18 protein-coding genes are annotated in these 24,023 nt (G+C 43.5%); 5 read left to right on the top strand and 13 right to left on the bottom strand.

The features are described 5' to 3' along the window. Positions 1 to 74: 74 nt before the first annotated feature. Both HMPREF2893_RS07165 and HMPREF2893_RS07170 read right to left on the bottom strand, forming a co-directional pair. Complete coding sequence (locus HMPREF2893_RS07165; protein ID WP_070675326.1) at positions 75 to 5,474, bottom strand: Cna B-type domain-containing protein; 5,400 nt, start codon at positions 5,472 to 5,474, stop codon at positions 75 to 77. A 324-nt stretch (positions 5,475 to 5,798) separates the two neighbouring features. Further along, a complete protein-coding gene (locus tag HMPREF2893_RS07170; RefSeq protein WP_070675329.1) occupies positions 5,799 to 6,833 on the bottom strand; it encodes an acyltransferase family protein in 1,035 nt (344 codons plus the stop codon). A gap of 118 nt (positions 6,834 to 6,951) precedes the next feature. Here HMPREF2893_RS07170 and pabB point away from each other — a divergent pair, with 118 nt between their 5' ends. From pabB to HMPREF2893_RS07190, 4 genes are all read left to right on the top strand, one after another. After that, positions 6,952 to 8,679, top strand: coding sequence for an aminodeoxychorismate synthase component I (pabB, locus tag HMPREF2893_RS07175; protein WP_070675332.1), 1,728 nt, complete (start codon positions 6,952 to 6,954; stop codon positions 8,677 to 8,679). Further along, positions 8,679 to 9,293 carry an alpha/beta fold hydrolase gene (locus HMPREF2893_RS07180; protein WP_061591424.1) on the top strand — a complete coding sequence of 205 codons (615 nt, stop codon included), beginning with the start codon at positions 8,679 to 8,681 and terminating at the stop codon, positions 9,291 to 9,293. The genes pabB and HMPREF2893_RS07180 overlap by 1 nt, the downstream gene beginning before the upstream one ends. Positions 9,294 to 9,710: 417 nt before the next feature. After that, the gene (locus tag HMPREF2893_RS07185; protein WP_070675335.1) at positions 9,711 to 10,619 is read left to right on the top strand and encodes an ABC transporter ATP-binding protein; all 909 of its coding nucleotides are present in this window, start codon (positions 9,711 to 9,713) and stop codon (positions 10,617 to 10,619) included. A 57-nt stretch (positions 10,620 to 10,676) separates the two neighbouring features. Beyond that, a complete protein-coding gene (locus tag HMPREF2893_RS07190) occupies positions 10,677 to 11,429 on the top strand; it encodes an ABC transporter permease (RefSeq protein WP_006595651.1) in 753 nt (250 codons plus the stop codon). Between the two features lie 20 nt (positions 11,430 to 11,449). On the opposite strand, the gene HMPREF2893_RS07195 is transcribed toward HMPREF2893_RS07190, so the two are convergent. Then, positions 11,450 to 12,337, bottom strand: a complete 888-nt coding sequence (locus tag HMPREF2893_RS07195; protein ID WP_070675338.1) for a sensor histidine kinase — start codon at positions 12,335 to 12,337, stop codon at positions 11,450 to 11,452. Beyond that, positions 12,337 to 13,026 carry a response regulator transcription factor gene (locus HMPREF2893_RS07200; protein WP_070675342.1) on the bottom strand — a complete coding sequence of 230 codons (690 nt, stop codon included), beginning with the start codon at positions 13,024 to 13,026 and terminating at the stop codon, positions 12,337 to 12,339. Before HMPREF2893_RS07200 ends, HMPREF2893_RS07195 begins: the two co-directional genes overlap by 1 nt. Before the next feature lie 203 nt (positions 13,027 to 13,229). On the opposite strand from HMPREF2893_RS07200, the gene HMPREF2893_RS07205 reads away from it, so the two are divergent. Then, a complete protein-coding gene (locus HMPREF2893_RS07205; protein ID WP_070675345.1) occupies positions 13,230 to 13,763 on the top strand; it encodes a hypothetical protein in 534 nt (177 codons plus the stop codon). Between the two features lie 114 nt (positions 13,764 to 13,877). Here HMPREF2893_RS07205 and HMPREF2893_RS07210 read toward each other — a convergent pair whose 3' ends face one another. From HMPREF2893_RS07210 to HMPREF2893_RS07250, 9 genes are all read right to left on the bottom strand, one after another. Further along, entirely contained in the window at positions 13,878 to 15,317 is a 1,440-nt protein-coding gene (locus tag HMPREF2893_RS07210; protein WP_070675348.1) for a 6-phospho-beta-glucosidase, read from the bottom strand. A 188-nt stretch (positions 15,318 to 15,505) separates the two neighbouring features. After that, positions 15,506 to 15,853 carry a VOC family protein gene (locus tag HMPREF2893_RS07215; protein ID WP_070675351.1) on the bottom strand — a complete coding sequence of 116 codons (348 nt, stop codon included), beginning with the start codon at positions 15,851 to 15,853 and terminating at the stop codon, positions 15,506 to 15,508. Between the two features lie 158 nt (positions 15,854 to 16,011). Then, complete coding sequence (gene spxB / locus HMPREF2893_RS07220) at positions 16,012 to 17,787, bottom strand: pyruvate oxidase (RefSeq protein WP_070675354.1); 1,776 nt, start codon at positions 17,785 to 17,787, stop codon at positions 16,012 to 16,014. A gap of 627 nt (positions 17,788 to 18,414) precedes the next feature. Continuing rightward, complete coding sequence (locus HMPREF2893_RS07225; protein WP_070675357.1) at positions 18,415 to 20,637, bottom strand: heavy metal translocating P-type ATPase; 2,223 nt, start codon at positions 20,635 to 20,637, stop codon at positions 18,415 to 18,417. 10 nt (positions 20,638 to 20,647) lie between these two features. Continuing rightward, positions 20,648 to 21,019 (bottom strand): cupredoxin domain-containing protein, encoded by a 372-nt coding sequence (locus HMPREF2893_RS07230; protein ID WP_070675360.1) that lies wholly within the window; start codon positions 21,017 to 21,019, stop codon positions 20,648 to 20,650. Between the two features lie 18 nt (positions 21,020 to 21,037). After that, a complete protein-coding gene (locus HMPREF2893_RS07235) occupies positions 21,038 to 21,433 on the bottom strand; it encodes a CopY/TcrY family copper transport repressor (protein ID WP_070675363.1) in 396 nt (131 codons plus the stop codon). 146 nt (positions 21,434 to 21,579) lie between these two features. Then, complete coding sequence (locus HMPREF2893_RS07240) at positions 21,580 to 22,212, bottom strand: SGNH/GDSL hydrolase family protein (protein WP_070675366.1); 633 nt, start codon at positions 22,210 to 22,212, stop codon at positions 21,580 to 21,582. After that, a complete protein-coding gene (locus HMPREF2893_RS07245; RefSeq protein WP_070675369.1) occupies positions 22,213 to 23,061 on the bottom strand; it encodes an HAD family hydrolase in 849 nt (282 codons plus the stop codon). It lies immediately after the preceding gene. 139 nt (positions 23,062 to 23,200) lie between these two features. After that, a complete protein-coding gene (locus HMPREF2893_RS07250; RefSeq protein ID WP_070675435.1) occupies positions 23,201 to 23,779 on the bottom strand; it encodes an HD domain-containing protein in 579 nt (192 codons plus the stop codon). Positions 23,780 to 24,023: the final 244 nt, after the last annotated feature.

Here is a 24,023-nt window from a genome sequence, read left to right on the forward strand (position 1 = left end):
TAAGATGACTTTGTCTTTAATATGAACAAACACCATTTCTGGTGTTTGTTTCATTTTATAAAGGAAGCACTAGCTTATTTTTTCTTTTTCTTCAAAATATAAGCTGCAATGCTTGCCAAGACAAAGGCTAAAACTAAGCTAATAATAGAGATGGTCGTACCTGTATTTGGTAAGAATCCTAAGATCTTGCCTGGTTTCTTCGGCTCTGGTTGACTTGGTTTTTTAGGTTCAGGTTGACCCGGTTTCTTTGGTTCAGATGAACTTGGAGGAGTTGGTTGTTTTGGAGTTTCTTTTGGAACATGCTTGTTAGTAATCACAACATTTCCTTTACCATCCTCGTCGTTACGAGCTTCATAGCCCTTTGGAACACTGACTTCTCTCACTGTATAAGTGATGGTGTTTCCATTTGCTTTTTCATCTAAATCTGCAAAGGTATGGGTCCACTTGTTTTCAGCTGACAATTCTACTTCTTGACCGACTTTTTGATCATTGGCATAGAGTTGAACGCGAATACTCTTCGGACGAATTCCATCCTTGTCATTCTCATCATCCCACTTCTTAGTGACCGTGATGCTTGTCTTACCAGGTGCATGGGTGTTGGTAATGGTATAAGCAGCCTGATCAATTGTAGTCGTATAGTCAGCTACCTTCTCTTCTTGAAGAGTATAGACGATTTCTTTTCCATCCTTGAATTTTGGTAGACCTGTGAAGCTTTCTTTCCAATCTGTCGCATTCGTGAGTTCTTTTTGAGCAACTTTTTCACCATTGGCAAGAAGATTCACCACGATACTTGCTGGACGAAGACCATCTTGATTGTCTTGGTCATTCCAGATCTTGGTCACTGGAATATCGATCACCGCTGGCGTATGGGTATTAGTCAAGATCGTGTGAGCAGCATCAGAGGTATCAGCAGATACTTGGTAGCCTTCAGGAACAGCTACTTCTTCCACACGGTAGCTGATAGCTTGACCAGCTTTCTTTTCAGCTAATTTGCTAAAGGTATGAGTCCATTGATTGTCCGCTGACAATTCAACTGGATCTCCTACTTTTTCATCACCAGCATAGAGTTGAACCTTGATCGATTTTGGACGAAGACCATCTTGGTCGTTGGCATCTTCCCATTTCTTCGTAACTTTCATCTCTGTAAGAGCTGGTTCATGCGTATTGGTCAAGACGATATTAGCCTTGTCCTTATCATTTACCGTCACCTTGTAACCATCTGGAACAGTGACTTCTTTCACCGTATAAGTGATGGCTTTTCCAGCTGCCTTAACATCAAGGTTTTCAAATGCACCTTTCCAGTCATTCGCAGCTGAAAGTTCTAATACTTGGTCTGTTGGAAGACCATCTTTGTACAATTGAACTTGAATGTTGGCTGGACGGATACCATCTTGGTTGTCTCCATCTTCCCATTTCTTGCTCACTTCTACTTTGGTCTTTTCTGGAGTGTGCGTATTGGTCACGACTACTTGACCTGGATTGGTTGCTTCGACGGCTTGTGTGTAGCCTTCTGGAACATCAATTTCTTTGACTGTATAGTTGATAACTTGGCCAGCTTTCTTCTCGTCTAGATTTGAGAAGGTATGGGTCCATTTATTATCTGCTGATAATTCAACAGCCTTACCAACTTTTTCATCACCGGCATAGAGTTGAACCTTGATGGATTTTGGACGGAGACCGTCTTGATCGTTAGCATCATTCCAGTTTTTCGTAACAGTGAGGCTCGTCTTACCTGGTTTGTAAGTATTGGTAATCGTTGTTCCATCAATCTTAGTAGTGTAATTGTCCACTTTGTCCTCAGTCACTGTGTAGACAACTTTTTGACCATCTTTATAGACAGGTAAGTCTGTGAAGGTATGGGTCCATTCATCTCCTTCACCAGTCAGATCAAGTGCTTGCACCTCTGTTCCATTTGCCAAGAGGTGAACTTTGATGGTAGATGGGCGAAGACCATCTTGGTTTTGAGCATCATCCCAGACTTTCTTGACTGTTACCGTCGTGGTCTCAGGAGTGCGCTTGTTGGTGATGGTGGCTTTCCCATCTGTGAAGCTGGCTTCTTCTGTATCGACCGTATAATGAGTCGGAACTTTCACTTCTTTAACAGTGTAGGTATTGAGCTTGCCGTCACTGTCTTTATCTGGAAGATTCGTAAAGTGAGCTTTCCAGTCTGTTGCGGCTGAAACCGTGACTGGTTTTCCTTGAGCTTTGCCATTCTTATAGAGTTGGAATTCCACACTTTCTGGGCGAAGCCCTTCTTGGTTGTCTTGGTCATCCCAAACTTTTGAAGCTTCAAGATCGATATACTTGATATCTGCTTCATTAGCGATCTCAACTGGGACTGCTTTTGATCCAACCGCTTTTCCATCCACCGTGACGTGGTAGATTTGTTTGTCCGCATCATAGGTGACAACCACGGCATGTTCTGTTTCATCCAACTTGTAGTTTGCAGGTGCTTTGGTTTCTTTTAGCGTATAGGTTCCTTCTGTTAAGGTGTTAAAGGCAAGTTCCCCTTTTTTATCAGAAGTGGCCGTCGCAACAACCGCGCCATTTGCATCAGTTAAGGTAAATTCAGCACCTTCAAGGACTTTCTTAGGATCATCCTTGTCCACCTTCTTGACGTGGAAAGCAGCCGAGAAGATTTGTGCAGTTACGGTATTAGACTCACGATTTCCTTCGTGACCTTTCGCCTTGTAACCAAACTGGTTATGAGCTTGAACAAGACCAGAACGACCGCCGTTGTCTTCGTTGTCTTTGGTACGTTTTTGCATCAAAGCCTTGACTTCATCGGTTAATTCACTTGGATTTACGACTGGGACACCAAAGCTTGCTTCTCCACGCGCAGGAATCGTAGTACCAGCATTTGCAACTAACTTGATTCCTGTTACTTGACTGTAATCAGTCACAGCTGTCGTCCAGATATCCTTGTCAGCAGCTTGCGCCATGGTATCTGTCGTAACGCCTGTATCAGTTGTATAGTAGACCGTCCATCCTTCTGGAGCTGTCACTGGTCCACGAAGGCTGACCGTGTATTCTGTCATCCGACCAGATCCGTCTAGTGTGTTAACGTCTTTTACTTTTGGTAGGACATCATAGACGACTCCGTCTTCTACTGCCTTATCCGTATTATTTTTAATGGTGAGTTTGTAGTTAAAGGTTTCACCTGGTTTGAAGGTACGTGTCACAATCGAAGCGTCTGACAGGTCATCATTTTTAGCGATATATTTGCGTGCATAGATTCCTTCAGCAGCAACAATCGTATAGTTTGATTGAGCATATGGAATTTTATCCGTTGTTGAACCATTTCCGTTCAGATCATACACATCTTCCGTGACCCGATCAGGGTTGGCATTTTCAAGATCGTGGATCCCATTTCCAGCGACATAAACTTTATTGGTGAAGGTCCCACCATCGTCTTTCCCTTTCAGATCGGCCACGATAAATGGTAGACGCACGCGATTAAGATCTTGAAGAGAAGCTTTAATAAACTCTTTTTGATCCAAATGCATGATGAGAGCTGTCCGTCCAGAATTGTGGTAGTTTTCAATGACATCGTAGCTCTTTAAGAATTTCATACCTTTTTCATTAGAGGCAAGGTTTCTCTCAAAATCTTTATAGTCGACTTTAAGGGTATTTGGATCATAAAGATCAATGATTCGCAGGTCTCCATAATCCTTATCAGGATCTAAAACTACTTTGGTTGCCATCAAACCAAAACGAATATTTTGTCCATCAGTATAGCGAACATCATTGTAATCAGTCGTTTTTGCAATTTCAAAGCTTTCCTTCATAGGAATCAGCTTAAAGCTCCAATCTGCTGACTGATCTTTGGCAACGTTTGACTGTGTTTTATAAGTCACACGGCCTGTATTCTTGTAGACATTTTTGGTCGCATCATTTTCATCGTAACGCGTCTTTTCAGGATCCTTGAAGCTTGTATAGCTATTGAGGTAAATTCCCTGACCAGATTGAAGGACAAAATCATCCTTCATTTCCATCCGCCAGCCCACAACGGTTCCATACTTGGTCAAATCAATTAGACCGTTTCCATCTTTATCTGCTTCTGACTGGATTTCTTTGGTGCTACCATCTTCCATGGTCAAGATAATTCGTTTGACAATGGTATGGATTTGCTTCCCAATCCCATAGTTTCCTTCCATCAGGCGACTATAACCGATCTTGGTAAACTTCAAGCGAGGGTCCACAGTCTCATCATAAAAGACGAAATTCTTCTGCGGTGAAGGGGTATTGTTGGCAAATTTTAAGAGCCATTTATAATTAGCAGCCTTGTATTCTGTTGAGTCATAAACATCCCCATCCGCCTGTTTAGCAAAGCTTCCAGCCCCTTCCAGGTCACGTGAAGTCAAACGGAAAATAAGAGAATCTTCCGCAGTAATATCTGGTTCTCCCTCTCCACGGTTGGCAGGAATTCCTACGATGCTACCAGTATTGGTCAAATCCTTACTAAGAACGTCCTTAAGGGTTTGGTCTTTTTCTAAGACCAAATCAGGGAATTTCAAGTAGAGGTAACTTGTATCCTTGATTTTGGTCATAAATTCTTGGTGATAAGCTGCTGGATTGTCGTTTGCATCCGCCTTGAAAGTCTTCGTAACTGTACCATCTCCATTGTCTACCCAGCCTTCAGACTTGGTTGTATCAAGAACAGCTGTGCGAGTCTTCCCACTCTTATCTGTATAGGTTGGTAACTTATCAGTGATCGTTGCTGATTCTAACTGACGGTATTGACCACCGTATTGACCACGCATTCCGTCCAATTGGAAGGCAAATGGGACAGAAGTTGGTGTTTCAATATAGTTCTTACCATCCGCACCTTTGACAATACCTGGCATTGCTTCCGCATAGTCCTTAGACATGGCTTCGTTCAAGTTTTGGTTGATGTACTTGGTGAAGCGATAGTCGTTGTATTTCGGTTTCCAAATGATATCATTGAGCTTTGTTTCTTGCCCATTGATGTTCAGGGTCCCCGTAATATCCAATGAATAATTTGTCGGTGCATAACCAACTTTAAATTTTCCAATAAATGGCAGAGTTAGGACCTCTGACTTTTGGTAATTGTTAAAGTGAAGTGTGACTTGATAATCATCTCCAACTTTTGTAACCGTTGGTTTATCATGCTCTGAAGCACTATTGAAGTCAGGAATACTAACTTCTCGTAGGTACTTCCCAGGGACATTCAAGGTAACCGTTACCTCATTAATATCCGTTGTCAAATTCTTAGGGGTAATCTGGATGTAACCAGACATGGTGTCACCTGTATAATAGGACATTCCGTCTGAATGGTCTTGCTTGTCCCCATATAAGAGAGTAACATCCAGAGCCCCATTATCTCCGACCGCTAGCTCATTAGCAAAAGCTGTCATAGCTCCTTGCCCAATTTGACCTAGCATCATGAGAATCGTTAAAATGGCAAATCCTTTTTTAAGGAAGATTTTCCATAATGAACTCATCTTCTTCATTTTGTGTCTCCTTTATTTATTGTCAGCCTAGACGAATAGGCTTTCACTCCTATTTTATCATATAGAATTACTAAATTCTCTTCTTTATAAAATAAAGTTGTAATATTTATTTTATATAGACACATTTTACAATAATGTCTATATTATAAGTCACTATCTGGTAATGATTTCCCCTTTCTTTTATCCAAGGGCAAGAAAATAAAACATCTATAAACGAGGGAATAGACCTACCAATTCTTATCTCTCCTTGATTTTCTTATTACAAAAAAACTCAAACACATCTGCTTGAGTTTTGTACACCCTACTATTGGTTGGTTAGTTTATCTAACTCCTCACCATTTGAAGGAATCTTTTGTTTTTCCTTCTATCTCGCACCCATAGCATGCCCATCCCAAAGAGATGACTGCCAAACAGGGCGGTCACAAAAATCAGCTTGCCCTTATCCGGATAGGAAAGAGGGAGAGTTCTAAACCCGTAACGAGCCAACTCGATAAAAATCGGATGGGAAAAGTAAAGGGCCGTGCTCATCTGTTTCAAATACTGCAAATCATAGCTTTTCAAAAAGGACGATCGCAGGCAGGCATTGACAAAATAGACCGTCACAATAGGAAGTAATAAGAAAAAGTTCTTATCGATTCCTTCATGTTGAAAAATGATGGTACCTTCTATACAGAACAAACCAAAGGCGAGAGATAGCTTTTGCCAACAGTGAACCTTAAAGGTTTGTGCATGAAATTGATCATAGAGATAGTATCCCATATAGATAAAAATAGGCGTGTAAAAGAGACCATTTCGCGCTGTGAAAAATAGGTTACTGTAGAGCTGGTAACCCTTAAGAAGACTCGTAGTGTCCAGATAAGCCGAATAGGTCTCGATCAAGCCCCAGCAATATAGGAGTAAGGTGATCAACCCCGTCCAAACCATACCTAGGCGTTTGACCAATTGATTGACCAAAAACAAGCCCAGCAAAAAAGCAGGAATATACCAGAGTTGGTAGCACATTCCCAAGTAGACCAGAGCAATCAAGATTCCTGCTGGAAAGAGATAAACAGGAAGATGGAGACTAGAGAAAAAGAGCCAGGCATAAGGGAGGTAAACGAAACTCCAAAACAAATAGTTTTTTACGATTTTGACCAGATAGGCCTTCATTTTCTGAGAATTCCCTAGGGATTGCTTGAGGAAAAAGCTGGCACAGACGATAAAAAATGGCACCGCTAGCCGGCCGAGCATACTCTTAAGACCAAAATGCAGTGGCTCATAGGAGGTCAAGCGACCACTATGCACCAAAATCACTGCAATCGCAAAGAGGTATTGAAAAAAGCTGATACTAGAGGTGTTATAGAGGGGATTCTTTTGCATGGTCCTACTCCTTGCCCAAAGCAGTTGCTATGTTTATTTTAGCATGAAAGGGAAGGTCAAGCAAGGAATCTTGCATCCTTATCTACCTTTTTTCCTCTATTTTTGATATACTCAAAGCATGCATAAACAAACGATTATTGATTTTAAAGAGCTTGGTTTGCGCTACCTTTTCACCAAGTCCATAAAGGAATTAAAAACTAGAAACCTCGACCAGGTAGAGGATCTTCTTAGAGAAGTCGAAGCCTACCAGGAGCAAGGCTTTTATGTGGTTGGCTATGTCAGCTATGAGGCTGCTCCTGCTTTTGAGAAGAAGTTTGCTGTCCATCCAGCACCTCTTATGGGAGAGTATCTCCTCTATTTTACGATCCACGAGGAGGTCGAAACCCTTCCTTTCCCAGAGCACTATGAAGCTGTGGATCTTCCAGCCAATTGGAAGGAAGAGGTAGAGGCACCTGCTTATCAAGAAGCCATCGAGACCATCCATCACCATATCCGCCAGGGAGATACCTACCAGGTCAACTACACTGTCCAGCTTTCTCAAGAGCTAAAAGCAGATCCTTTGGCTATATACAATCGCTTGGTGGTAGAGCAGAAAGCCCATTACAATGCCTTCATCCAGCACGATGATGTCTCCATCATCTCCATCAGTCCTGAGCTCTTTTTTGAGCAAGACGACCGGCTACTGACCACGCGCCCCATGAAAGGAACGACGCACCGTGGTCTCACCAACCAAGAGGATCTTCAAGAGGCTGCTTGGCTAGAAGCCGATCCAAAAAATCGAGCAGAAAACATGATGATCGTGGATCTCCTCCGCAATGACATGAACCGGATTTCGGAGATTGGAAGTGAGCAGGTGACCCGTCTTTGCCAAGTCGAGCAATACTCCACCGTTTGGCAGATGACCTCGACCATTGAAAGTCGCTTACGAGCTGAAATCGACCTGATCCAAACCTTCCGAGCTCTCTTTCCTTGTGGCTCGATTACAGGAGCACCGAAGATCTCCACTATGGAAATCATCCAAAAGACGGAGAAGTCTCCTCGAGGTGTCTACTGTGGAACGATCGGCATCCTTCTTCCAAAAGGGAAACGGATTTTTAATGTAGCCATCCGGACCCTTCAAATGCAGGGGGATCAAGCCATCTATGGCGTGGGAGGAGGCATCACTTGGGACAGTAAATGGGAAAGTGAATACCAGGAAACCAAGCAAAAATCAGCTGTCCTTTACCGGCAAGAGCCTCACTTTGAGCTCCTGACGACCGGCCGCATCCACCAAGGAGAGTTGACTTTCTTAGACAAACATGTAACACGCTTGAGAGAAGCTAGTCGCTACTTTGCCTATCCTTATGATGAACCCAAACTCCTGAAAGAACTTCAAGAAGAGCTTGCTCATTTGGAATCCAACCTTGACTATCGTTGTCGGATCGCCTTGCAAAAAAACGGGACCTTTCACCTAGTAATCACGGAGCTGACAGACTTGCCCGCTAGCTATCTACAGGCCCAACTGACAGAGCAAAAGCTTGATTTAGCGACGCCATTTACTTATTTCAAAACGAGTCAGAGAGACCATCTCAGCCAGTCAGATCACGAGCAAATTTTCCATCTGCCAGATGGAACCTTACTAGAGACGACGATTGGCAATCTGGTGCTGGAGATAGAGGGACAACTCTATACCCCACCGGCTCACCTCCCCTTACTCGACGGGATTTACCGCCGCCATCTTCTTGAGACCCAGCAGGTTGAAGAAAAACTCTTAACTCTGAACGATTTAACAGACGCCGATCGTATTTATGCCTGCAATGCTATTCGTGGTCTCTACGAACTTGATTTTCAAAGAAAGGATTCCTGATGAAACTTATTTTTTTACATGGACTAGGGCAAGATGTCCTCTCTTGGCAAGGAGTCCAATTTGCACTTTCACCCTTGCACTCCAAAACTTTTGATATTTTCTCCCATCCAAAAGAAAGCTATCAGGAAGTCAAAGAAAGGTTGATGGAGCGCCTCCAACAAGAGAGCGAACCCTTTATTCTGGTAGGACTTTCACTAGGTGGTGTGCTTGCTCTTGATCTCTCCAGACAAGACTTCCCGCAACTCAAGGGCTTGGTCCTTGCGGGAACTCAATACAAACTCAACACCAATCCCCTCTATCGGCTCCAGATTCTCCTTTTTCGTCTGCTTCCCAAGCATGTCTTTGAAAAACAAGATGCCAATAAACAACAGATGCTTCAAATCTTGACGGAATTAAAAGGGCTCAATTTAACCGATACCGTTAAAGTTTGCCCTCTTCCTAGCTTGGTGATTTGTGGTAGCAAAGATTGGGCCAATCAATCTTCTTCTAAAAAATTGGCCAATCTCCTGCCAAAAGGCCGCTATCAAGAAATCGCAGACGGAGGCCATCTACTCAATACCGAGAAACCCTATGAACTCGCGCAAGCCATCAAGGAGTTTGTCGCTGAATTTTAAAATGAAGAGGCTAGCTTAAAAAACAGTTCCTCTTAATGTAGATAAAGTATTTTTTCATGTTACATAACTTAAAAAATCAAGAACTTTAAAGAAATGTTTATTTTTAAAGTTATGCATGAATTTCTTGAGGCTTTCCGCCGTGAGAAAAGTGCCTGAAACACAATTGTTTCAGGCACTCGGGAGTTTTGAGACCTTAGACTCAAAACTAAGTCATGGAACTTCTTTGAAGTTCGCTGACGTCCGTACTCACCTAAGGAAAGCCTCTAGGAAAACTTAGTCTTAAAGTCACGGCTAACTTTTTAAAAGTTAGTCGTTTTTTTAGAAATATTTGAGAATTGCTTGATAGTTATTTGAAAAGCAAGCTGTATACTAAGAGTGTAAAGAAAACAACTAGTCATTTGGACGAAGGAGAAAACCATGGAAAAAGTATTAGAAATTTCCCATTTGAGTAAAAAGTTCGGTCATCAATACGCCTTAAATGATGTGAATCTCACCATTCGCAAAGGCGACGTTTATGGCCTGATCGGTAAGAACGGAGCTGGGAAAACCACCCTCATCAAGGTCATCACCCAACTGATTCAAGAAACTGACGGAAGCGTCTCCCTCTTTGCTTCTTCAAATCGCTCCCAGTGGACGCAAGCCCTGAAACGTGTCGGATCCGTTATTGAAAGTCCCGTGGCTCACAAGCATATGACCGCCTATCAAAACCTGGTCTACTATTGCAAGGCTCGCCATATTCCCAATCCCGACCAGGTCATCAAAGAAACCTTGAACTATGTTGGCCTGAATAATACGGGTAAGAAGAAATTCCGTGATTTTTCACTCGGGATGAAACAACGGTTGGGAATTGCGATTGCTCTCATTGCTAAGCCAGATTTCCTTATTCTGGACGAACCCATCAATGGCCTTGATCCAGTCGGAATCAAGGAATTCCGTCAGATGATCAAACGCCTCAATGATGAACTCGGCATGACCATCCTCATTTCCAGTCACATCCTCTCCGAACTCTATCTGGTTGCCAATCGCTTTGGCATTGTCGACCAAGGACGCCTGATCAAAGAAATTAGCAAGGCTGAATTCGAAGAACAAGGAGAAGACTACATCATCCTCAAGACAAGTCAGCTAGCCCTTGCGAGTCAACTGATCCAGGATCAACTCCATCACCGCATCAAGGTCATCGATAAGGATGGAGAAATCCATATCTTCGGACAGACTCACGATATTAAAGTCATTGTCAAAGCCCTCGTTCAAGCCGATATTGACGTGGACGAAATCTACTATGCCCGCCAAGATCTGGAAAAATTCTTTACGGACTTGGTAGACTAGTCCAATCACCGTCTTCCTCTATTACCTATCCCACATATTTCATTTAGGAGATTTATCATGTTGCATACCATTCAAGCAGATTTTTACAGACTTTTTCGCTCCAAAGGTTTTTGGATTACAGAAGCCATTCTCGTTCTCAACATCCTGTCTGGAGTCATCTTTGGAGCTACTGGCCACGTCGGCGTCAATACGGAATCCAAATTGCCCCAAGCGACCGAAGTTTGGACAGGCTTTAAAGCTTTGACCAACTACTCTTCCAGCATCAGTGTGACTATCCTCTTTACCATTATTGTCATCACCTTGGTCCTGGGAACAGACTTAACGCAAAACTTATACAAGAATAGTCTGGCCTATGGCGTTTCGCGCACCAGTTACTACTTTGCCAAAAGCGCCGTTGTTCTGACCATTGCTCTCTTCCAATTTCTTGTTTCTTATGGTCTCGTCTTCTTGATCGCGACGCTCTACAATGGACTTGGCACCATGCCAGAGCACTTCCTTGCTCATTTTGGACTGACCGTGCTGATTCAGTTCCTTTCCACCTTGGCTTGGGTCAGCATCATTTCCTTCCTTCTTTATGCCAGCCAATCCATCACCTTGGCCTTCGTTGGCTACTTCATTGGAAATATCCTCTTAAGCCTTCCTGCGCTCTTCCTTAAAGATATTGATATTCTCCACTATCTAAACTTGGAATTCCAATATTCCATGGTACAGAGCACAACAGCAACAACCAACACCCTCTCGATCGCCCTTGGATTCATCCTTGTTTTCGGCTTCCTAGGACTGGCTACTTTTAAACACAAAGATTTATAACAAAAAGACTTGAGCAGTGCTCAAGCCTTTTTTCTTAGTGTAATGGTCAAGATAAACCAGTCTGCCTCCGTTGCCAGTTGCAAGTCCCCGCCTAAGATCTCTACAAAATTTTGAATGATATAGAGACCCAAGCCAGATGACTCTTCTGTATCCGAGAGATTTTCAGAGTAGAAGCGACTAGCCAGTTGGTCTAAGTGCTGAATCGGTTGTTGCACAATATTGCGCAGCTCGACCCGAATCATGTCCGCGTCCGAGGTCAAGGTCAAGCGAGCCTGATCCTTTCCATGCTTGAGGACATTGCTGAGCATATTTTGCAAGAGGCGCTCCCAGAGCTCTGGATCCGTAGCATAATGAAGATGCTCCTCCATCTCCACTTCTAAGTCAATCCCCGCTTCAGACAAGCTATCATAATACTGGAACAACTGCTGGGTCAGGACTTGGCTGAGATCGACGTCTGAAATCCGAGGCTGAATAGCTCCCTCCATCAAGCGTCTGTACTCCAAGAGAGATTCCAGGCGTTTTGAGACGACTTGAAGATTGGAAGCAATTTTCTTCAGCTTTTCCTCTTCCTGCGTCCCACCCTTGATGATTTGTTGGGTATAGCCTGATGCAATGGTCAAAGGCGTCCGAATATCATGAGCAATATTACTGATGGCCATATCCAAGGTCTTTTTCTCTTGAAAGGCAATCCGATTGGTCCGCTCGATCTGGTCAAAGAGATCACTGACCTGCTTAGTCAAGGCGACCAATTCTTTTTTTGAGACCTGAGAGGTCAGCCGTACCCCACTCCCATTTTGGAGCTTCTGTTGAATCTGTTCCTGCAAATCCTTTAAAGCAGAAAGCAAGCGAGCATATCCCAAGCCCAAGAGAAGGACAAAGACGACTAGAATTAGAACTAAAACCCACATTACTTGTCTCCTTTCAAGCGAACACCCAAGCCCCAGACGGTTTCAATATAGTCCTCATCTGGATCAAGCTGGGCAATTTTCTTTCGAAGATTGCTTAATTGAGCATTGAGGGTATTGTCTCCTGGCAGATAGACCTCTTCCCAGACCGCCTCATACAATTCTTCCTTGGTAAAAATTTTCTTTGGATGCGCCAGCAAGGTTTCAAAAATTTGAAATTCTTTTTTGCCCAAGCGAAGCGTCTGTTCTCCAGACTCCAGTTCAAAGGTTTCTGGATTTAAAACCAAATTCTTAAAGGATAGCTTTTGCGACGCTTGAGATTCCTGTGCCGGAGAGACGTGATTTCGCAACTGCACCGTCACCCGAGCGGCCACTTCGTCCAGATTAAAGGGCTTGACAATATAATCATTGGCACCTGCAAGGAGGTACTGGCTAATGAGGTGTTTATCTCCAAGAGCGGTCATCATGATGACCGGCACCTGACTCTGCAAACGGATCTCCTCCAGAACCTGATCGCCATTTTTACCAGGAAGCATGATATCGAGAAGGACCAAATCAACAGCTTCTTGCTGGAAGAGCCGTAGCCCTTCTGTACCTGAAAAAGCCTGAAGGACCTCATGGCCTTCACTTAAGAGACTGTATAAAATTTCTTGGATATCATTATTATCCTCGATTAATAAAATCCGTGCCACTTGCCTCGCTCCTTTTTCATTTAAACTCCAAATCATTTCTATTTCTCTAGCCTATCAAATAAAGGGACCTTCGTCAATGAAAATCTGATAAAATTCTATTGTCCCCAGGTAGATCTGCATGTTAGGTCATCACAAGATGAACTTGACGATCCTTTCTTTCAAAGGGTATAATAGGACCAATGACACAATAGGGAGACTCATCTATGAAAAATAATGCTAAAACTAAAATCAGTCTTGTATCCATCCTTGTCATCCTGGGCGTTGCTGCAAGAATGATGCGAGTCATCCACCGCCAGCAAATCAGGGAGCAAAACAGACAAACCATTCAAACGACTAAAAAGGTTGCAGAGTTTCAGAAAACACTAGACGAGGAAGAAACGAAGAAACGGAACGAAACCTTCAACAAGATTTATAATGAATCCCTTGTTCGGACAAAATTTGAGAACTGGCAAAAAGTCGATGAACTTCATGGTTTGGGGCAAAGAGCTGGGCAATTTTATATCTATAACTTTGAAAAAAAGGAAGAAATCCTTTTAGAGAATACAGATCAAGCATTTGTTCTACCCATTCGAGACAAGAGCAATAACGTCACATTTGAGGCCATCTTTGCCCACAAGGACGGTCAGTGGCACATCATGAAGCCAGACGGAAGTTCACAGTTGCAACTAGGAGCAGCCAACATTTCCGCTGAATCTAAGTTTGTCATCGAGAACAATGTCTTAGATTACGACCAGTAAATCAGTAAGGACTCGGTTTAACTACATACAAAAAGCTTAGGACCCCAGCTTGTGGTTGGGATTCTAAGCTTTTTCGTTGATAGGAGAGAGTCGGCCAGCAAGTACCGAAAACTTTTATTCAACAGAAGCCCCATTGGTCGCAATGACTTCTTTGTACCAATAGAAGGATTTCTTACGGGAGCGCTCTAAGCTTCCCTTGCCTTCGTTGTCCCGATCGACATAGATAAAACCGTAGCGCTTCTTCATTTCTCCTGTCCCAGCAGAGACGAGGTCGATACAGCCCCAAGTCGTATATCCCCAAAGGACGACGCCATCTTCGTTAATGGCATCCCGCATGGCCTTAACATGGGCTGCGAGGTAATCAATTCGGTAGTCATCCTCAATCTCCCCGGCTTCATTTGGAGTATCAACTGCGCCTAGTCCATTTTCTACAATAAATAGAGGTTTTTGATAACGATCCCAGATGGTATTGAGGGTAATGCGGAGACCAAGAGGGTCAATCTGCCAACCCCATTCCGAGCTTTCTAGATAGGGGTTCTTCAGAGAGGCAAAGATATTGCCCGCTGTTTTCTCTTTTTCAGCTGGATCCCCTGAAGCGACTCGACTGGCATAGTAGGAGAAAGAAATAAAGTCCACCGTATGGTCTTTCAACAATTGCATATCCTGCTCTGTCATCTCAACCGTGATTCCCTGACGTTCCCACTCTTTCTTAGCATAGTTCGGGTATTCCCCACGCGCTTGCACATCGATAAAGAAATAGTTCTTGCGGTCTTCTTCTAGACCAGCCCAGACATCTCGCGGAGCACAGGTATGCGGATAGTTTTGTCCAGCTGCCAACATACAGCCAACCTTATTGTTAGGATCAATCTCATGGGCTAGCTTGGTAGCAATGGCTGAAGCGACCAACTCATGGTGAGCCGCCTGGTATTTGACCTGCTCCTCATTCTCCCCTTCTTCAAAGCAGAGACCCGCTCCCATAAAAGGCGCATGAAGGATCATATTGATCTCATTAAAGGTTAGCCAGTATTTGACCAAGCCCTTGTAGCGAGTGAAGAGGGTCCGGCAGAGTCGTTCATAACATTCCAACATCTTGCGACTACGCCAACCTCCATACTCGGTAATCAAATGCATGGGACAGTCAAAGTGGGTAATGGTCACCAAGGGTTCAATGCCATACTTGTGGCACTCCTTAAAGAGGTCTTCATAGAACTGTAGACCTGCTTCATTCGGCTCTAGTTCATCTCCTTTAGGAAAGATCCGAGACCAGGCAATGGACAAACGATAGGTTTTAAAGCCCATTTCCCCAAAGAGAGCAATGTCTTCCTTGTAGCGATGGTACATATCAATGCCATCCTTAGCCGGATAAAAATAGCCCTCTTCAAAGTCGAACATCTTTTTCTGACCCGTAATAATGGCGTGACGATCAGGCCCAATCGGCACCACATCCACATTAGCCAAGCCACGGCCATCTTCATTATAAGCTCCCTCACACTGGTTAGCAGCCGTCGCCCCACCCCAAAGGAAACCATCTGGAAATTGAAGTTTATCGGTCATCTCTCTACCTCACTTGATTTGATAGTTCTATTATACCCTTCTCTTTCCAAAAAATCCTACAAGATCCTATGAAAAACTAAACCTATTCTAAGGTAACTCCGACACTTGCGAACATAAAAAGACCGGATGACTCCGATCTTTTTAAGTTCCACTCCAAGAACGTTTAAATTTTTTGATAATAGAATTACCTATTTCATACGATAAAAATCAATCACTAAACCAGCTGGGCCTTTAACTAGCAGGCTTTCGGTTCCCCAATCGGTTACAACTGGGCCATTTAAAACCTGGATACCAAGCTCTTTCAATCGTTTGTAGTTCTGGTCTACATCTTCAACCTCGATATGAAGAATGATTCCTGACTGAAAGTTTTCCAAAGGGACCAAATGATTTTGAGACAACATGAGACAGTGACTGCCAATCGTGAACTGGGCAAAACTGTCGTCAACATAATCGGCTTTTTTATCCAAAATACGCTCCAAGCTAGCACAAACTTGGGGAACATCTGACACGATAATATCTAATTGATTTAAATTCATTTACTATCTATCCTCCATAAAAAGACCGGATTGCTCCGATCTTTTTAAGTTCTGCTCTAAGAAAATCAAAGAATAAACAAGGCATCGAACCGCAGACAGTACTGGAGTACGGCAAGGTGAAGATAACGCAGTTTACATTTGATTTTCCACGAGAGGAATTATTTGATTGCGCGTGATTGCAACCCTTCTTCTTCCAAGAAGAGGCGGAATGGTACGAGTTCTTCTGCTTCGTATTTTTCCTTGAAGGCTTTGATTGCTTCTTCTGAGTAAAGTTTTGGATCCAATTCAAGTACTTCTACTGGAAGTGGACGATGTGGAGTGATGCGAGCATCGATGACAACTGTCTTACCTTCTTTGTTGAGTTTCACAGCTTCAGCAACGACTGCGTCGATGTCTTCGATACGGTCAACTGTAAATCCAATAGCTCCTTGAGCTTCAGCGATTTTCGCATAGTCAGCATTAGGGAAGTCACAACCAAACAAGTGTTTGTTTGTGTCTTCGTATTTGTCCTTGATGAAGGCATATTTACCATTTGAGAAGACAACGTTGATAACTGGAAGGTCGTATTGAACGTTGGTGATAACGTCTGGGTAGCACATGTTGAATGCACCGTCACCCATGATGTTCCATACTTGGCGATCTGGATTGTCTTTCTTAGCAGCGATACCACCAGGAAGAGCGATCCCCATTGTCGCAAAGAGTGGAGATGTACGCCACATGTTCTTAGGTGTCATGTGAAGGTGACGAGTAGATGTTTGAGTAGTGTCACCGACGTCGATTGAGTAGATAGCGTCTTGATCAGCATGTTTGTTGATTGCATTGTAAACTTGATACAATTGCAATTCACCCTCAGTTTTACCTTCGAGTTTGTTCATGTAATCACGCCAGTTTTGGTTATTCTTCACGTTTGCACGCCACCATGGAGTAGATTCAACTGGCTTTACTTTATCAAGAATCGCTTTGGCTGCTTGACCTGCATCTCCAAGGATGGAAGCGTCAAGAGCATGGCGTTTACCAAGTTTGTAAGGATCGATATCCACTTGGATGAATTTTTCAGTGTTCTTGAAGGCTTCGTATACTTCAGCAAATGGGAAGTTTGAACCAAGGAAGAGAACAGTGTCTGCTTCGAAGACTACTTCGTTGGCTGGTTTCCAACCAACACGGTAAGCAGAACCTGTCAACCCTTCGTAGTCCCATTCGAAGGCTTCAAAGTTTTTACCAGTTGTAATGATTGGTGCTTTGATCTTACGAGACAATTCAGTGATCACATCACCAGCACCAACACCACCGAAACCAGCGTAGATCACTGGGCGTTCAGCATTGTTCAAAATTTCAACTGCTTTATCGATTTCCACTTCGTTCAAGGCAGGAGCGATAAAGTGACGTTCATAAGAACCTGATCCGTAGTAAGAGTTTTCGTCGATTTCTTGGAAACCAAAGTTTACTGGAATTTCAACGACAGCTGGACCTTTTTTAGAAACGGCAGCACGGCAAGCTTCGTCGATTACTTTTGGTAATTGTTCTGCGTAAGCTACACGTTTGTTGTAAACAGCGATACCGTTGTACATTGGGTTTTGGTTCAATTCTTGGAAGGCATCCAAGTTCAATTCGTTAACTGGACGTGATCCAAGGATAGCAAGGAATGGAGTGTTATCCATAGCTGCATCGTAAACACCATTGATCAAGTGAGTCGCACCAGGTCCACCTGAACCAACTGCAACCCCGATAGAGCCACCAAATTTAGCCTGCATAACCGCTGCAAGAGCACCTGTTTCTTCGTGGCGAACTTGCAAGAAACGGATATCTTTGTCTTCAGCCAAAGCATCCATGAGTGAGCTGAGTGTTCCTGATGGGATACCGTAGATGGTATCTACGCCCCATGTTTTCAATACATTAAGCATTGCTGCAGATGCAGTAATTTTCCCTTGAGTCATTCTAACTCTCCTTTAAATCTATTTTGATCCTGAAAAATGAAGCACAGCGCTTCTACTTCATCTTTGCGATCAAAGCTCGTCTTGAAAATGAATTTATTCTGACTATTCTCATGAAAACGATTTACAAAACGATTACAGTATTAATTTATCACAAAGAGATTCACATGTATAAGGATCTGCTCAGAGATGCTCAATCCCTATTCCATAACAGATGCTCTTTTTGAGAAATTTTCACAAACTATCCTACAATAGGGTTTTATACTATATTTTCTTACCTACTATTTTCCCTTAGAGCTGTATGGAAAAGAGAAAAAAGTGCTACAGCATGCTGTAGCACTCCGAACATATAAAAATAATTTTTTATATAAAATAACATAAGAAAACTCTGTAAAAATAAAAGGACTTCTCTATTGTTTTCATTATTCAAATATATCCTGAGAATTTCCGCCGTGAGAAAAGTGCTAGAAACACTGTTGTTTCTAGCACTCGGGAGTTTTGGAACCTTAGGTCCAAAACTAAGTCATGGAACTTCGTAGAAGTTCGCTGACGTCCGTACTCACCTAAGGAAAATCTCAGGGAAGATTTTATTTTCACTCTACGTGATATGTGTATCACTTTCTGTTCCCTTTAATCAATCTTTGCGACATTGAGGAGTAGCGAGCTGGTCAAAACAGATACGGAACTGAAGGCCATGGCAAGACCTGCTAGTTCTGGATTGAGGGTCAATCCTAAGCCCGCAAAGACTCCGGCAGCAATTGGAATCCCAATAACATTGTAGATAAAGGCCCAGAAAAGATTGAGCAAGATCCGACGGAAGGTCTTTTGACTCATATCAAAGGCACGAACGACGCCAAGCAAATCATTTTGCGTGAGCACGATGCCACCAGACTCGATCGCAATATCCGTACCAGATCCCATTGCAATTCCAACATCTGCAATCGAAAGAGCAGGAGCATCATTGATCCCATCTCCCACAAAGGCTACCTTATTGCTTTCTTGCAGTTTTTGGATGGCGCTGGCCTTTTCTTGAGGGAGGACATCGGCAATGACGGTATCAATTCCTACTTGATCGGCAATGGCCTGGGCTACCCGTTCGTTATCCCCAGTTAACATGACGGTCTTTAAGCCCCGTTCTTTGAGCTTACGGATAGCTTCTTTTGAGCTGGCCTTTGGAGCATCCTGAATGGCAATCAAGCCAATCACTTGACCATCCACAGCCAAACTGATAACTGTCTTGGCCTGCTTTTGCAAGTCTACCATCCGTTTTTCGAGCTCAGGATCCATCGCTGTCCCATCATGGAGTTTGCCATTTCCCAAGGTCACCAACTGCTGATCGATCTGACCTTGGACCCCTTTTCCTTCGATCGCTTGGAAGTTTTCCACAGGGGATAGCACCAAACCTTTTTCTTCTGCTCGTGATAAGACCGCTTGTGCAAGGGGATGTTCTGAAAAAGTTTCAAGGCTAGCTGCCAGTGTCAAGACACGCGCTTCATCTCCTACCACATCGGTTACAAGGGGTTGGCCAATGGTGATGGTCCCTGTCTTATCAAACACAACAGTTTGAATTTTTTGAACTTCTTGAAGGACGGTTCCGTTTTTGATCAAAACCCCCATCTTAGCACTGCGACCAGTTCCGACCATAAGGGCAGTTGGCGTCGCCAAACCAAGGGCACACGGACAGGCAATAATGAGGACAGAGACTGCATAGAGCATGGCCTCTTGAAGCGATGCCCCCAAAAGCACGAACCAAACCCAGAAAGTCGCAATGGCCAAAATCGTCACTGCTGGAACAAAGATACCTGAAATCTTATCCGTCAGATCTTGAATGGGAGCACGACTGGATTGGGCCATTTTAACAAAGGCCACAATTTGAGATAAGAGGGTCTCACTACCGACTTTTTCAGCCTTGAAGAGAATGGTCCCATTGCTGTTGATGGTGGAACCAATGACGGCATCACCAACCGACTTTTCCACAGGCAGGCTTTCACCTGTCACCATCGACTCATCAATGGTCGTGCTTCCTTCCACAATGGTCCCATCAACCGCGATCTTCTCCCCAGGACGGACCCGAATTAAGTCCCCAATGTGGATATCTTCAGCCGCCACTTCGACATAGTCCCCATCACGGAGAACTTGGGCTGTTTTTGCCTGCAAATCCAACAACTTTTCCACAGCCTTGGAGGCATTTTTACGCATCCGTTCCTCAAAGACTTGCCCTAAAAGAACAAAGAAGAGGATAAAGCCCGCGCTTTCAAAGTATACTGGTTGACCAGCAAAAAGGGCAAATACGCTATAGACATAGGCTACCAGGGTTCCCAGAGCTACTAAGGTATCCATATTGGCATGGTGCTTCTTAAAAGAGGCCCAAGCACTCTTGATAAACGGCACACCTGCCACTAGCATAATCGGCGTTGTCGCGAGAAAGGTCCCCCAGTGACTCACTGGATGCGACACAAAACCTGCTACCATCCCGATCATCAAGATCAATAAGGGAAGGGTAAAGATACTGGTGATCCAAAAACGATCCAGCAAACTCAAGACACGACGGCGTTTTTCCACAACTGTGTAGGAACCCTTTTGCATCTTCATTCCACAAGAGAACTCAAAGTCCCCTGTTTCTGTCGGGGTAAAAGAAATGACCTTATCCACACCAACTTCCAAAGGTTCTAAAATTCCCTGATCTTCAAACAAAATCTCCTTGTAACAGCCGGAAGGATTGACCCGATGGAAGGTGATTTCAGCAGGAATCCCTTTTTGGAGTTGAAATTCTTTGGGACTATAGCCCTTTTCTGCTGTAATACGGATCTTTTGCACTCCGTTTTCCACAACTGCTTTTTGTTTTTCTGCCATACCTACTCCTTTATTCCACAATCATGTGACCATGCATCATGTTCATACCACATGAATACCCATATTCGCCCGCTTTTTCTGGCGTAATTTCAATGACATGTTTTTCACCCAAAGGCAAATCTTCATGCACCCCAAAGTCTGGAAAGACCACTTGGTCGAGACATGAGGATGGATCCTTGCGGTTAAAGATAATCCGGGCTGGAACATTCTTTTTCAGGACGATAGTTTCAGGCGAATAGCCCCCCATGACTTCGACTTCAATTTCTTGATAACCTGATTTTTGACGAGCGTGGTCGCTCATCTTTTCATGTTCTGCAAAGAACCACCAAGCAATAAAGACAACCACAAGTAAACAAACAATACTAATCAACAATCCAAACATAGAATTTCCCTCTTTCTATTACATACAATTGCAAGGGACTGTTTCGACAGCCTCTGCTTTCTTATCTTCGAGGACTTGTTGTAGCTGATTAAGATCTGCTAGCGTAAAGTCACTCGCCTGAATCAAGTTTTCAAGCACCTGGACAATCCTTTTGGAGCAAACCTTGTCCTTCACATCCTCAACGACCAAGTCTAAACTCTGGTCCTGCGTCAACAGTGCCGAGTAGACAAAGGCTTTGCCTGCTTTTTCTCTAGTCAGACACCCTTTTTCAACCAAGCGCGTCAAGAGGGTCTTGATCGTCGACTTCGACCAGTCAAAGCGCTCAGACAAGACTGCGATCAAATCCGTGCTGGTCTGCTTGCCTTCCATCCAGATAATCTTCATGATGCGCCATTCCGCATTGGAAATTTGCATGACCTCTCCTTTCAAAATCTACAATTGTAAATCTTATGATGTTATTCTACTCCTAAGATTTACATTTGTCAACCAAAAGTTTTTAAAAAAACAAATCTTCCTTTGAAGATTTGTCTGGTTGGGCTTTTTCGCTCCTATTTTTGTCTCTATAACGTCTCCTGCAGAGCTTGGGCTAGAATGCGGTAACCAGCCACACTTAAATGAAGGCCATCTGTCGTATAGGCTTCTGCCAACTGCCCCTCTTCATCCAATAAAGACGAATACACATCGACATAGCTGACCTGGTGGTAGGCCTGGGCCAATTCGTGATAGTCTTGATTGAGGGCTTGAATTTTTTCATTGGTCCGCACATAGACCTTTTGTTTGTAGCGCTCTTCTTGACTCACCGGTAAAACCGAGATCAAGTTGATGTGGGTCAGCGGAAAGTCCCGCATAATTGCTTGTAAGACCGCTTCTACATTGTCTAGGGTTTCCTTTTGAGGAATTTCTTTTCCGATATCATTGGTCCCGATCAAGAGAAAGATCTGATCCACCGCCGTTCCAAAGACATGGGCGTCTAGATGTTTACGAAGAAGATCCGTCTTATAGCCTCGTACTCCTCGATTGACCATGTGTTTGGGACTTTGTAATAGTTCATGAATGGGGAAATACTCCACGATAGAGTCTCCGATAAAGATCAAACCAGGCTCCTTCAGAGGGGCTTGATTGAGCTCCCGATAGGTTGTTACGATCTTCTCCTGCTCCTTTAAGAGCCAGTCTTCTAACAGTTGTACCGCCATCTATTTCTCTCCCTTCACTTGTTCCCAGGGGGTCAATCCTAGATACTCTTCGATCACCTGGTAGACACCGCCTTCTTGATGGCTAGGCGCTAGATGATTGGCGACAGCTTTGACAGCTTCTTCTGCATTAGCCACAGCATAGGAGTGACCCGCCATTTCAAGCATTTCGATGTCGTTTCCGCTATCCCCAAAGGCCATGACCTGGCTGGCATCAAGCTGCCACATCTCCATTAATTGAGCCAGACCCCAAGCCTTGTGAATGCCTGCTTGTAAGAGATCCATGCTGCCAAAACCGCTCGAAACCGCCATCAGCTGATCTCCAAAAGCCCGCTGGACTTCTTGGCTCACTTGATCGAGACGATCCAAGCCAACCACCAAGCTCATTTTAAGCACCTGATCAAATAGATCTGCTGTCAATTCCGGAACAAACTTCATCCGCTTGTACAAGGCTTCAATCACTTCCGGCTGCATGAATTTCTCAACTTCTGTAAAGACCGTGCCTTCCTTGACAAAGCCACCATTGACAGCTGAGACAACCAGCTGGTCTGAAATTTCTCGCCCCTTAAAATAATCAAGAACCGCCTCTACAAGTTCTCGATCCCAGAATTTTCCTAGAATCATCTGATCATCCTCAAAAATCCGAGCTCCATTGGCTACGACCAGAGTCACCCGTTTGACCAAAGGACCCAAGAGCTGGCGCATGCGATGGATTTCATTTCCTGTCGCAATGACAAAGCGAATCCCTTTTTGATCCAAGTGGTCCAAAAGCCTTTCCAGACGCGGAAGATCCACCTCTCCTCGCTCATCTAATAAGGTTCCATCCATATCTGTTGCAATCAACTTAATCATACAATCTAACCTTTTCCCTTTCAAAGGGTGTAAATTATCTGGTTCCATTATACCACAGATCAAGCCAGTCAAAACCACCCGTGAAAACAGGTGTCTACCTCTTGGGCTGAAGGTTCCTACTAAAGGACAAGGAATCTTCTTATAAATATAAGCCCTTTTCTACACTTTCCTGAATTAACTCTTCTGTCAGTTTCCATAATTCTTCCGATTCACTTTTTATGAACTTTTTCTTTTCTAATACCATCTCTGAACGGATATGATCGGGATTATAATCGACTTCTGATACTTCCAAGTGATTGATCAGTGGTACCAATGCGTCAATCACTCTTGCATATCTTGCCTCAGGACTCTGCCCTTTTTCAAACTCCAACCAAGAATTTTTCATATTCAAATATGTTTCTTCTGGAAGGAGGCTCATTGTTTTTTCTATAGATGCTAGCTCTCTATCATGAGCATGAAGCTTTTTTTCATCATCAAACACCCAAGTATCTCCAGCATAAATCTCACCTAAATCATGGATCAGTAACATAGAAATCACCTTTTCCATATTCAATTTTTCAGGATAATAATCTTGAAGAACCATCGCAGCTATCGCACCCTGCCAGGAATGCTCAGCGCTATTTTCAAACCGTCCATCAAGGGTTCTATTAAACCTTGTTACCGACTTTAATTTCTCGATTTCTTTAATAAATTTAACTGTCTGATTCAAATCACTCATGGCGACTCCAACCTCCCTATTCGAAATTACGACTATCATACCAAAAATCGGATTTTCCATAAATGAATTCCCGTATTTGCAAAAGAAAAGGAAAATAATTCAGATTGGATACAAAATTATCTTAGAAACTTTCCGTTGTGAGAAAAGTGCCTGAAACAATAACGTTTCAGGCACTCGGAATTATTGAGAGTAAAACAGTTTGGGAAACTGTTTTAGCCTGAGCCCAGAAATTAAAGAGCGAAGG

Source organism: Streptococcus sp. HMSC072C09 (genome assembly GCF_001813105.1).
Lineage (GTDB): Bacteria > Bacillota > Bacilli > Lactobacillales > Streptococcaceae > Streptococcus.